Here is a 12399-nt window from a genome sequence, read left to right as displayed (position 1 = left end):
CGCCTACCAAAACAATCACTTTGCACGGGGGCTCAGCATGAAATACGACTTTAGCTCGCTTATCGACCGCCACGGCATGGACTCCATCGCCGTTGACTCCTGGGGCGAGATCCCCGGTATGGCTCCGAACGCACCCGACGAGGGCTTCGACCGCATTCCCATGTGGGTGGCCGACATGAATTTTGCCACGGTGCCCACGGTCCAGGAGCACATCATTCAGCGCGCTCAGCATCCCATGTTTGGCTACTTTAACCCGCGCGCCGAGTACTTCGACCGCATCATCGAATGGCAGAGCCGCCGCAATGGCGTCGAGGGCCTGCGCCCTGAACATATCGGCTACGAAAACGGCGTGCTGGGCGGTGTCGTGTCGACGCTGCGTGCGTATGTTCAGCCGGGCGATGCGGTGCTGGTCCACAGCCCCACCTACATCGGCTTTACCAAGTCCATCGAAGCCGCGGGCTATCGTATTGTCCACAGCCCGCTTAAACTCGACGACCAAGGCGTGTGGCGCATGGACTTTGAGGACATGGAGTGCAAACTCGCCCAAAACCACATTCATGCCGCGGTGTTCTGCTCGCCGCACAATCCCTGCGGCCGCGTATGGGAGCGCGACGAGATCGAGCGCGCCATGGACATTTATCGCCAGCACGATTGCGTGGTGATCTCGGACGAGATTTGGTCCGATATCATCCTGCCGGGACACAAGCATATCCCGACGCAGTCGGTGAGCGAGGATGCCCGCATGCGCACGGTTGCCCTCTATGCGCCGAGCAAGACGTTCAACTTGGCGGGTCTGGTCGGCAGCTACCACATTATCTACAACGAGACGCTGCGCGACCGCATGTGCGCCGTGTCCAACAAGACCCACTACAACGAAATGAATGTCCTCTCCATGCATGCGCTTATTGGTGCCTACCAGCCGCAGGGCTACGAGTGGGTGGACGAGCTCAACCAGGTGCTTGCCGGCAATATCGAGTACTTCTGCACGTATGCAGAAAAACACTGGAAGGGCGTCGCGTTTTCACGTCCGCAGGGCACGTACATGGTGTTTATTGACTGCGCCGAGTGGTGCCGCGAGCATGGCCGCGATATTCAGTGGCTGCTCGACGAGGGGGCGCGCGTGGGCGTGGGGTATCAGGACGGCCGCCCGTTCCATGGACCCTGCCACATTCGTGTGAATCTGGCGCTGCCGCTTTCGCGCGTAAGGGAAGCGTGCGATCGCTTGGACCGCTACGTTTTTAATGCACGGTAGGCGTGTGCTGCATGCGGGGCCTTCTGCCAAGCCGGCTGGAAGGCCCCGCATGGTAAAACGTCTGTAACCATTGGACGCTCGAGTGGTTTCGTTTGCTATTATCTTTAACCATTTTAGTCTGTAAACAGGATCTTCTGGAGCTCGATGAAAAGACCTCGCCGCTCGGTGTCCATATCGTTGTTTGTCGCGCTTGCGGTAGCGTGTGCCTTTGTCGTAGCGATAGCCGGCTGCTCCGGGTCGAATGACGGGGCATCGACGTCTGCATCAAAAGGCCTGGAGGCCTCGCAGGTCCAGGACGACAATCTTAAGACGCTCAACGTTGGCAGCGACCTCTATCCACCGTTTGTGTATACCGACGAGTGCGGCGATATCGTTGGCCTGGATGTCGAGATATTGACCGAGGCTTTGGCCCGCATTGGTTACAAGCCAAAATACCAGCTGATTGACTGGGAAAAGAAGGAAGAGCTGCTGGCGAGCGGCGAGCTCGATTGCGTCATGGGTAGCTTTAGCATGACGGGTCGCGAAAACGAGTATCGTTGGGCCGGCCCGTACCTTGCGAGCCGCCAGGTGGTCGCAGTCGATCCCCAGAGCGATATCTACACGCTTGCCGATCTTGAGGATAAGGTCGTGGCCGTTCAGTCCACCACCAAGCCCGAGGACATTTTGCTCAACCGTACAAATGAAAACGTTCCGCAGATCAAGGAACTCTACTGCTTTTCGGACCGTTCATACCTGAACCCGGCGCTCGTCGAAGGTCTGGTCGACGCCATCGCCGCGCATGAGTCCTCGCTGCTCACCTACGAAAAAGACTATGGCGTAACGTATCGCATTTTGGATGAGCCGCTGCTAGAGGTTGGTTTGGGCACCGCTTTCGATATCAACGATACGCGCGGCATCGACGTCAAGCTCACTCATGCCTACCAAGAAATGCTTGCCGATGGCACCATGGAACGCCTGGTGTCAAAGTACTTTGATGACCCTTCGCCATTTTTGAATATGGAGGGCCTGTCATGATCGATGCGCCCGACCACGCCGTAGGGGAGCGGGGCGATCGTTCGGCATGGGTATGGCTCATTGCCGCCCTGTTGGGGATAGCGCTCTCGGTTGTTGCCGGCATGATGAGCTACGGTTACACGACAGCCCAGGCCGAGCAGCGCTTTGCCGACGTTGTCGATTACGTGGCGACGCAGAGCCTTTCCTACGATGCATTCAATAGCGCCTATACGACCAAAAACCTGATTCGCGTTATGGAGATCGCCGGAGAGGTGGCGCGCGATATGGAGCGCGACGGCTCGGTGGATAACGCCGCGTTGGAGCAATATGCTGACCAGTTCAACGTGAGCGCGCTGATCGTGACGGACGCATCGGGCAACCTGGTGTCCGAGTCCTCGACGGATGATGTGGGCTACGAGTCGCTCGCTACGTATCTCAAAGAAGCGCCCGTGCTGGAGGTGGCAACCCATCCGCTTAAGTCCTATACCGCCCGCATCACGCTTGCGGATGACTCAGCCGCAGACATTGGTTGCGTGACCCGGCAGGATGGCGAGGGTATCGTTGTCGCGGTAAGACATCAGAGTGCGAAAGCAGTTGCAAGCAATACGCTCAAACTGCAGAGTATGCTCGAAGGCTATGAAACCACCGATAGCGGCAATATTGTGATCGAAAGCGACGGCAAGGTCGTTGCGACCAATACTGTCGAACCCACCGTATTGGGCGTGTTCGACCTGCCCGCGACGGACGCCATCATTGTCGACGGGATTAAAGAGCACTGCCTGCCCGGCAAAGTCCGACTGGTCAACGTCAACGGCGAGTGGTATTTGGGCACATTTGGAAAAGCGCGCGGGTTCTACGTGTACACCTATGCCTCGGCGCGGCGCTACTTTGAGGTCGTCGCGGCTGTTGCTGCCGGCGTGCTGGTGCTCTACGGCGGTGTTATAGCCGATGTTGTGATGGCGCGCCGCCGCGCTGATCGTCGACGTTTGACGGACTTGCTGCAGCAGGAGCGCGACTATGGTGACAGGCTGGCTAAGGCAGCGCGTGAGGCCTCGTCTGCCAACTCGGCAAAGACGGAGTTTCTACGTCGCATGAGCCACGATCTGCGCACGCCCATCAACGGCATTCGCGGCATGGTCGAGGTCGGCGATGCCAATGCGGACGATCTGCAAAAGCAGACCGAGTGCCGCTCAAAAATCTGGACGGCATCGGGACTGCTGCTCGACCTTGCCAACGAGGCGCTCGATATGAGTCGCCTGGAGAGCGGCCAGGTCAATCTGGAACTTGTTCCCACAAACTTGGTGACCCTCACCCGCGAAGTGTGCGATATTCTGGAGCGCCAGGCCGAGGAGCGTCTGGTGACAATTATCTGCGACCAGCAGACGCTTAATCATCCCTATGCACGGGTGAGCGTGACGCACCTCAAGCGCTTGTTGCTCAATATTGCCGGCAATGCCGTCAAGTACAACCGCCAGGGCGGCTATGTTCGTCTGGTGTGCCGCGAGGTGGAGCCAGCGGATGGCGTCCCCGTCTATGAATACACGATCGCCGACAACGGCATTGGCATGAGCGAGGAGTTCCAACAACACCTCTACGAGCCGTTTTGCCGCGAGGAGCAGCAAGTGGAGGGCGCTTCATCGGGAACTGGCCTGGGCGCGCCTATTGCCAAACAGTTGGTCGAGCTTATGGGCGGAACCATGAGCTTTACGAGTGTCTTGGGGCAGGGGACGACGTTTATCATCCGCCTGCCGTTCGAGAAGTGCGACCGCTCCGAGATTCCTCAGGCAGTTCGCGTAGATGCGGGCGACGGCGATGCGCTCCAGGGCCTGCGCGTTTTGCTCGTAGAGGATAACGATCTGAATGCCGAGATCGCGCAGTTTACGCTCAGCCGTGCCGGTGCCGTCGTGACGCATGCTAAGGATGGCGAGTCTGCCGTTGAGGCATTTGCCGCGAGCGTGCCGCACGAGTACGACGTGGTGTTGATGGACATCATGATGCCTGGTATCGATGGCCTTGAGGCCACGCGTCGGATTCGAGCACTCGATCGCGAGGATGCCGTGACCACGCCGATTATCGCCGTGAGCGCCAACGCCTTTGCCGACGACCGCAGACTTTCGCGTGAGACAGGCATGGACGCGCACCTGAGCAAGCCTGTGAGCTCGCAAGAGCTCGTCGAGGCGCTGGCGCACATCGCCGCCGACGCTTTATAACAATATGGCCCGGTTCCAAGGTGGGTTGGAACCGGGCCATATTGTTATTGATGAGGCCTGCTGAGAGGCTTACTTTTCTTGAATCTGCTTGCCGCAAAGATGCTCAATCGTAATCTCGTAGAGCTGGACGCCCTTAATGTCCTTGGCGATTTCCTCTTCGACTTCCTCGGCAGAAGGGTAGTACTTAAGGGCGAGCTGGCGGACTTTGTCCTCGATAAACGCGGGGGTGTCATTCGCCAGGCGACAACGGCCAAAGACGACGGTGCTCATAACGTAGGGAGCCCAGTCGCCGTCCTGGTACCACTCGTTTCCGTAAACGGTAAAGCAGACCTTGTCATCGCGCTTGAGTGCGTCGACCTTGTGGCCAGCCTTGGCGCCATGGAAATAAATCTTGTCGTGCTCGGCGTCAAAGAAGTAGTTGACGGGAATGGCGTACGGGTAGCCATCGTCGCCGTTGACGGCAAAGACGCCGCGCTTGCAGGTGGCGAGCAGTTCGTGCGCTTCCTCGTCAGTGATGGCGCGTTTCTTTCGACGCAAGGGCCTAAACATCGTTGGCTTCCTTTCTGGTCGTGCGTGGTGGTTGAGCACAAACTATAGCGAAACGGATCCGTTTTTCTTGATGCGGGCGAGTATGTTTTTGAGCTTGTTAAAGTCGAGCGGTTTGGACAGATGGGCGTTCATGCCGGCATCGTGTGCCGCCTTGGCGTCCTCGGCAAAGGCATTGGCGGTGAGCGCGATGATGGGGATATCGGCTGCATCGACCTTCTCGCTCAGACGAATCGCGCGGGTTGCCTCGTAGCCGTCCATGTCCGGCATCATAATGTCCATCAGGATCGCATCGAAGCTGCCGGCGGGATGGGATAGGTACAGATCGACGACTTCGTTGCCGTTGGCGGCGCGGGTGACCACGACGCCCTCGGATTCTAGCAGCGCCTGGGCAATCTCGGCATTCAATTCGTTGTCTTCGGCGAGCAGTACGTTCATGTTGGCCAGCGAGCAGTCGAGCGCCCTCTCGACCGTATTCGCCCGCGTCTGGGGGTTCTCGTCGATATCGAGCGGAATCTCCACGTAGAACGAGGTGCCCACATGGAGCTCACTGGTGACTTCGATGGTGCCGCCCATCAGTTCAATAAGCGACTTGACGATTGGCATGCCCATGCCGGTTCCTTGGAACTTGCTGCGCGCATCGTCACCTTCTTGGGCAAACGGCTCATAGATATGCTTTAAAAACTTGGGAGTCATGCCAATGCCGGTATCCGAAACGCTAAAGCAAAAGAGCGCGCGCCCGTTATCGAGTGGCTTGGTCTTTGAGCTAAAGGTGACGGAGCCGCCGTGCTTGTTGTACTTAATGCTGTTGTCTAACAGGTTGATCATGATCTGTCGGATATGGGTGGGACTGCCGACCATGTATGGCCCCGTGGCGTACGGCAGACTATTGTCCTGCATGATGATGCCGTTACTGGACGCGCGGAGCTTGCACAGAACCAGCGTATTGTCACAGAGCTCTTTGAGGTTAAAAGGCGCATGTTCCAGTGTTAGCTTGCGGTCTTCGATTTTGCCCATCTCGAGGATGTCGTTGATCAGCGAGAGCAGGTGATTGGCGGCAACGCGCGCCTTGGCACGGCTCTCGCGGGCGACCTTGATATCGCCTTCCTTCAATTCCTCAATCTCGATAAGGCCCAGGAGACCGTTGAGCGGCGTACGGATGTCGTGGCTCATGCGCGTGAGGAATGCCGTCTTAGCGGCGTTGGCGGCGTCGGCTTTTTTGCGCTCGGTTCGAGCGCGCACGAGCGCCCAGATGAGCAGGACGATGCCGACCGACAACATACCGATGAGGGTAGCGGCAATGGCGGTGCGGTTGCGAAAAAGGAATTGAAGCGTGTCTGATTCCTGGGCCGTGTACGACATGGAGGAGTAATTGCTTGCGGAGAGCGATTCTCCGGCATTGATGATCCCCTTGTTGATGATTCCCAGCAGCTCGGGCTTTCCGCGCGAAATCCAGCACGAGAGCTCACAGGTGTCAGGGAGCTCGACCGTCTCGTAGTCCTTGAGATCATGACGGTCACCGATAGTTTTTACACGTGAACTGGGAGCGAGGATGCAGCGCGCCGTTCCCTTCCTGAGGGCGTCGAACACTTCATTGTCGGATTGGTATTCGGTCACGGTCGCTGTGGGGAACAGATTTTCAAGTGCATTTTTGTTGACAAACGATGATTTGGTACAGGCGATGTTCTGAAGGTCTTTGTTCAGGTCGCTGCCGGTGTGGATGGCGGTGAGGGATATGGTCCCCAACGATACCGACTGCGCAACGCCTGTTTGCTCGGCAAACCAGTAATCTCGGTATACCGGCAGCGCAACGTCTATGCTTCCCTTTGACAGGGCCTTTGACATCATCTTGTAGCTATCAAAGGGGACGGTTTTGACCGTAATGCCAAATTTATCGTGCAGCGTCGTCGCAAGCGATGCGAGCGAGCCTTTCATTTCGCCGTTTTCGTCTTCGTTGCAGTAGGGGAGTTTGCCCGTAATGTAGCCGAGCGTGATGGTGTTGCCATTTGCTTTGAGCCAGGAACGTTCGGGGCCGTTGAGCGATGATGAACCGCTGTTTTGGGCCGAGTAGCTAGATTTGACTTCGTCGTTATAGCGTGGGTTGACGCGGGCGATTGCCGTCATGGCGGCATTGATGTCGTTCATCAGGTCGGGGCGGCTTTTGGGAACGGCAAGATAGTAGTCGTTCGAACCAATGTAAAACATGGGAGAGGCACTGGGCGACGAGATCGTGTCGTTCATGATGATGGCGTCGACCTCGTTGTTTGCGAGTGCGTCAAAGAGAACGGAGTCTCCGTCATACTCCCTGTATGTGCAGGCGATTCCCTCGTTGGCGAGCCACTGCTGGCCGACGAGGGTTTGCATAACACCGCGGTTGCAGCCGATAGTGAGCCCTTGAAGTGCTTGAGGGTCACCCTTTGCGAGGTCGTCACGGTCGGGCCTGGCGTAGATGTAGTAGCGCTCGGTGCCCTCGGGGTTCGAGGAAAAGAGCAGCTTTTGGGCGCGTTCCTCGGAGTAGGAGATGTTGGGCATGAGGTCGATCTCGCCCGCCTCGAGCATGTCCATAAGCTCGGTGAAGGTGCCGGAGACGTATTCGTACCGCCAGCCGGGCGTGTAGTACGACAGGGTCTGGAGGTACTCGTAGCCCCATCCCGAGAGACGCTCGCCGGGGGTGCCGTCTTGGAAGCCCTCGTTGCTGACGAGCCAACCAACGCGGACCGTCTTGACTTGCTGACTAGAGTCATCGGCAAAAGCCTGGACAGGCGCGATAGAACTCAGCACGGCAAGCGCGGTAAGCACAATGGCCAGGGCGCGATATATAACCGAACGAAGGACAGTGGCAGCTCTCACGTGCAATCCTAACGAATCGAGACATTACCGCATAAGGATACCAGCTCAGCCTGCCCAGTCGGCAGCTGCACTGCTAAACGCTCCCGCCCGGCAGTTGGGGACAGTCCCTTTCTGCCGGCAGTTGGTAGTCATTGGGGACGTTCTTAAACGACTAGTCATTGGGGACGTTCTTGTTTGACTAGTCAATTAAGAACGTCCCCAATGACTAGTTCCGTTTGCGGGGGAGGCGTGGGACAATACCGAGCGAATGCGATTGGTTGTTTGGGAAAAGGGGTCGCGATGAACAAGTTGAGGACGCTTGCCGACGTGTTGCGCCAGGCTGGCTTTGCGCGCATCACGGGCCTGTTTCTTATCTTTTACCTGCTGTGCTCGACGGCCGTCTGGTTGTCCGAGCCCGCGACCCTCACGTTTGGCGATGGGCTCTGGTTTAGCTTTGAGACGGTTTCGACCATCGGCTTTGGCGACATTCCGGCCGAAACACCGGTTGCCCGCGCTGTTACCGTCGTCTTGAGCGTTATCAGCATTTTCTACATCGCCATGCTCACGGGCGTGGCGGTGAACTACTGCAATACGCTCATCAAGATGCGTCAAAAGGACACCATGGCGCGCTTTATGGACGATCTTGAGCATTTGGAAGAGCTCGATCGCGACCAGCTTGCCGATCTTTCGCGTCGCGTGCGCGAGTATCGTCGACGCCAGCGCTAAGACGAACGTCGTGCGCCACAACAGGGAGACAAATATGAACATCACCGTGTACCTGGGTGCCAGTGCTGGCAATGACCCGGCGTTTCTGCCCGCGGTGCAGGAGCTGGGCAACTGGATTGGCGCCAACGGACACGCGCTCGTGTACGGCGGGTCCAAGTCGGGCCTGATGGGTGCGCTCGCCGATAGCGTGCTCGATGCCGGCGGACATGTGACGGGTGTGGAGCCGAGCTTTTTTATCGAGGCCGAGTTTCAGCACGACGGAATCGACGACCTTATCGTGACGAGTGATATGGCAGAGCGTAAGGCAAAGATGATTGAGCTCGGCGATGCGTTCATTGCCTTTCCGGGCGGCACGGGCACGCTCGAGGAGATTGCCGAGGTTATTTCTGCGGTATCGTTGGGGCACTTGAGCGCGCCGTGCATCTTGTACAACCTCGGGGGCTACTACAACGATCTTAAGGCGCTGCTCGAGCACATGATCGATAAGGGCCTATCGAGCCTTCAGCGTCAACGGGGCATCTTCTTTGCCGATACTTTGCTCGAGATCGCCTCGATCGTCACGGAACAAAGCGTGGAATAAAATCGCAGGCCGACCACAGGCGCCTTGCTCAACGGTGCCTCATGCGGCGCAGACGGTGGGTCAATTGCCGTCTCGTCCGTCGTAAAATAAAGCGCATCTATGACCGCATGACTCCGGGAGGTCCCGATGGATAACCTTGCCAAACCCACAAATCGCGCGCTGTTTTTGGTCAGCGTTGCCGTGACCGGTGCGTTCGCAGGTGCCGCGGTCTGGCTGTTCTTTTTTGCGATGGAGCACGGCATCGACTATCTATGGACCGAGATTCCGAGCACGCTGGGCGTCGCTTCGCCCGAGCTTGCCAGCGGCCCGTTTGGCTTTCTGCCGTACCCGTTTTTTGTCTGCCTGCTGGGCGGCCTGTTAATCGGTCTGTACGAAAAGATGACAGGCACCAAGACCGATGACCTCAACCAGGTGATGGCTAAGGTTAAGCAAGACGGGCGCTACCCGTACGACAACCTGGGCAAGCTTTCGCTCGCGGCATTGCTGCCGCTGCTGTTTGGCGGAAGTATTGGACCGGAGGCCGGCCTGACCGGCGTTATCGCTGGTCTGTGCAGCTGGGTCGGCGACCGCATGCGTCGCTTTGGCGCCGAGTTTAGGGAGCTTACGCTGCTAGGCACCCAGGCTGCCCTGACGGCGCTCTTTACCGCGCCCGTCTTTGGCTTTGTGGCGCCGCTTGCCGGTAGCGCTGACGGCCAGGGCGAAGACGCCGATGATGAGTCCGCGTCCGGCGAGATCACCATCAAGCTGCCCAAGGTGCAAAAGACGGTGGTCTACGGCATTGCGATTGCCGGCGGTCTGGGCACCTACCTGCTGCTTGGCCAGCTTGTGGGCGGCGGCATGGGCATGCCCAGGTTCGAGTCCGCCGAGGTGGGCAACCTAGAGCTTGCCTGGCTCATTCCTCTGTCGCTGATCGGAACAATCTGCGGCTGGTTGTACTTTGTCTCTGAGCACGCGAGCGAAGCGCTTGCCCATGCAATAGGGGCGCGTCCTGTCGTCAAGGCCATGCTGGCCGGTCTGGTACTCGCCGCCTGCGGTACTGTTCTGCCCTTCACCATGTTTGCCGGCGAAACGCAAGCCGACGTGCTCATGGAAACCTATCTGACCATTCCCGCCGGCGTGCTTATTTTGACCGGTCTGGTCAAGGCCATGCTGACCCCCGCTCTTATCAATTTGGGTTGGCGCGGCGGCCACTTCTTCCCGGTTATCTTCTCGGGCGTAAGCCTGGGCTACGGCCTGGCCATCCTCACCGGCGCAGATCCGGTCTTTTGCGTCGCCGTCTGCACGGCCTCGACGATGGGTGCCGTCATGCGCCAGCCCGTTATGGTCGTGGGCCTGCTGCTCATGTGCTTCCCACTCAAGGGTATCGTCTGCATGATCATCGCGGCCGTCATCGCCGCCGGCATTCCGCTGCCCAAGCCGCTGCGCAAGTAGCGCGGTTTTTCACGAGTCAATTCCAGGGGTACGAGATGATCCTGTACTTTAGTGCGACAGGGAACAGCGAGCATGTGGCGCGTCGCATTGCAGCGGCGACAAGCGACAAAGTTATGTCGATTGAGCGCTTTGATGCCGAGATCCTTCACCTTGCTGTGATGGAAGGCCCCTGTCGGCTGGGGTTTGTCGCCCCGGTATACGCCTGGGGCTTGCCGACGCCAATGATCGAGTTTTTGAAGACTGTCGACCTATCGGTTGCTGCCGGTACAAAGGGCGGCGAGCGCCCCTATACGTTCTATGTCTCGACATATGGTTCGACGACCGGGCAATCGGCCAAGTTCGCCCGCGATCTGCTACACGAGCGTGGGCTCGAGTTAGATGCGGCGATGAGCGTCAAGATGCCCGATACCTGGACGCCCGTGTTTGATTTGTCCGACTCCAAAAAGGTCGAGAACATCAACAAGGCGGCCGAGGTGCAGATCGATGCGGCGATTAAGGCAGTTCGGGCGCGCCGCACGGGCAACATGATGCGCCATCGCGTGCCTCTGTTTGCATCGTGCGCGTATCACGCAATTGGGCTGCCGCGCATGCAGCAGACGAGCAAGTTTGCCGTCGATGCCGATTGCTGCATCGGCTGCAGCCTGTGTGCCAAGCGCTGCCCCATGGCGGCGATCGAGATGCGCGACGGCCTTCCCGTCTGGACAAAGCCGGAGTGCGCAGCCTGCCTTCGTTGCCTGCACTGTTGTCCCGAGTTTGCCATCTCGCGCGGTAAGCGCACGGCCTTCCACGGCCAGTACAGGCATCCCAAGCCAGGTGTGAGGATGTAGCGGCTGCTGGCCGCGCTATTTCCAAATTGCGAGCGCGGCGGTGCCCAGGACGATGAGGGCGAGACCGATGGCGCTGCGTCGTGAGAGTATTTCGTTGAATGCCAGGCGCGCAAATAGTACCGATACGACAATCGATAGTTTGTCGATCTGCACCACGACGCTCACCTGGCCTGCAGCGATGGCATAGTAATAGAGCAGCCACGATGCTCCGGTCGCGATGCCCGATGTTGCGAGAAATGTGAGTTCGCGCCGGTCAGCGTGCGCGACCTGCTCCAGTTTTCCCTTGGCTGCCACGATTGCCCATGCCATAACCAGTACCACACAGGTACGGATTGCCGTGGCCAGGTTGGACTCGACGCCTTCGATGCCAACCTTGGCAAGGATGGACGTGAGCGCCGCGAACGCGGCGGCACCGAGGGCTTAAGCGAGCCAGGTCCGGTCTTGCTGCTGCTCGGGTCCGGCGGACTGCTTCTTCTCGATCATTAAAAACGTGCCGAGGGTGATGACAGCGGTTCCCACGAGCTTAACCGCAAGGTTGCTCGTCTCGCCAAAAAGCACGATGGCGATCAGTGCAGCGAGTACGGTGCTCATCTTGTCGACTGGTACGACCTTATTGACGTCTCCGATGCCCAACGCCTTAAAGTAACAGATCCACGAAGCACCGGTGGCGAGTCCCGAGAGGACGAGAAAGAGCCAGGATCTGGATTCGATGCTGCCAATGGTTCCAATGGATCCAGAAATGCCCGCCATTGCCCAGGCGAAAACGAGCACCACGCAGGTGCGAATGGCCGTCGCGACATCGGAGTCGGTCTGCTTGATGCCGCATTTGGCCAGGATAGATGTGATGCCGGCAAAGAAAGCCGACACAAATGCTGCTGCGACCCACGACACGGGTGAAATGCCTCCCCAAAGAACGACCGCGCCAGATTACGGCGCTCGTCCGATGATACCGTCCCGCCATGAAGCTTTGATATCGCTGTGGTGAGACAGGGGCCATAGTTCGAG

Annotated in this window: 10 protein-coding genes and 1 pseudogene; 7 read left to right on the top strand and 4 right to left on the bottom strand. The window is 58.4% G+C overall.

All coding sequences use genetic code 11. The annotated features are described in order from the left end of the window. Positions 1 to 37 precede the first annotated feature (37 nt). From ACESUZ_RS00585 to ACESUZ_RS00575, 3 genes are all read left to right on the top strand, one after another. Complete coding sequence (locus tag ACESUZ_RS00585; RefSeq protein WP_373197973.1) at positions 38 to 1252, top strand: MalY/PatB family protein; 1215 nt, start codon at positions 38 to 40, stop codon at positions 1250 to 1252. Between the two features lie 144 nt (positions 1253 to 1396). Then, positions 1397 to 2266 carry a substrate-binding periplasmic protein gene (locus ACESUZ_RS00580; RefSeq protein ID WP_373197972.1) on the top strand — a complete coding sequence of 290 codons (870 nt, stop codon included), beginning with the start codon at positions 1397 to 1399 and terminating at the stop codon, positions 2264 to 2266. Beyond that, positions 2263 to 4455: a hybrid sensor histidine kinase/response regulator gene (locus ACESUZ_RS00575; protein ID WP_373197971.1), complete on the top strand. Its 2193-nt coding sequence runs from the start codon at positions 2263 to 2265 to the stop codon at positions 4453 to 4455. The genes ACESUZ_RS00580 and ACESUZ_RS00575 overlap by 4 nt, the downstream gene beginning before the upstream one ends. A 69-nt stretch (positions 4456 to 4524) precedes the next feature. Here ACESUZ_RS00575 and ACESUZ_RS00570 read toward each other — a convergent pair whose 3' ends face one another. Further along, positions 4525 to 5004, bottom strand: a complete 480-nt coding sequence (locus tag ACESUZ_RS00570; RefSeq protein ID WP_373197970.1) for a pyridoxamine 5'-phosphate oxidase family protein — start codon at positions 5002 to 5004, stop codon at positions 4525 to 4527. 42 nt (positions 5005 to 5046) lie between these two features. Next, positions 5047 to 7851, bottom strand: a complete 2805-nt coding sequence (locus ACESUZ_RS00565) for an ATP-binding protein (RefSeq protein WP_373197969.1) — start codon at positions 7849 to 7851, stop codon at positions 5047 to 5049. A 279-nt stretch (positions 7852 to 8130) separates the two neighbouring features. Here ACESUZ_RS00565 and ACESUZ_RS00560 point away from each other — a divergent pair, with 279 nt between their 5' ends. The 4 genes from ACESUZ_RS00560 (at position 8131) to ACESUZ_RS00545 (ending at position 11394) form a co-directional block, all read left to right on the top strand. Continuing rightward, positions 8131 to 8556 carry a potassium channel family protein gene (locus tag ACESUZ_RS00560; protein ID WP_373197968.1) on the top strand — a complete coding sequence of 142 codons (426 nt, stop codon included), beginning with the start codon at positions 8131 to 8133 and terminating at the stop codon, positions 8554 to 8556. 34 nt (positions 8557 to 8590) lie between these two features. Then, a complete protein-coding gene (locus ACESUZ_RS00555; protein ID WP_373197967.1) occupies positions 8591 to 9136 on the top strand; it encodes an LOG family protein in 546 nt (181 codons plus the stop codon). A 126-nt stretch (positions 9137 to 9262) separates the two neighbouring features. Further along, positions 9263 to 10567, top strand: a complete 1305-nt coding sequence (locus tag ACESUZ_RS00550; protein ID WP_373197966.1) for a chloride channel protein — start codon at positions 9263 to 9265, stop codon at positions 10565 to 10567. Positions 10568 to 10602: 35 nt separating this feature from the next. Next, a complete protein-coding gene (locus ACESUZ_RS00545) occupies positions 10603 to 11394 on the top strand; it encodes an EFR1 family ferrodoxin (RefSeq protein WP_373197965.1) in 792 nt (263 codons plus the stop codon). 15 nt (positions 11395 to 11409) lie between these two features. Here the strand turns inward: ACESUZ_RS00545 and ACESUZ_RS00540 are convergent. Both ACESUZ_RS00540 and ACESUZ_RS00535 read right to left on the bottom strand, forming a co-directional pair. Beyond that, positions 11410 to 11802 (bottom strand): annotated as a pseudogene (locus tag ACESUZ_RS00540) (EamA family transporter); the annotation flags it as partial. 12 nt (positions 11803 to 11814) lie between these two features. Continuing rightward, a complete protein-coding gene (locus ACESUZ_RS00535; protein ID WP_373197964.1) occupies positions 11815 to 12285 on the bottom strand; it encodes an EamA family transporter in 471 nt (156 codons plus the stop codon). Positions 12286 to 12399: the final 114 nt, after the last annotated feature.

It is taken from the genome of Collinsella aerofaciens ATCC 25986, assembly GCF_964239575.1.
Taxonomy (GTDB): Bacteria; Actinomycetota; Coriobacteriia; order Coriobacteriales; family Coriobacteriaceae; genus Collinsella; species Collinsella aerofaciens_BQ.
This window is presented reverse-complemented; position numbering and strand designations above follow the sequence as displayed.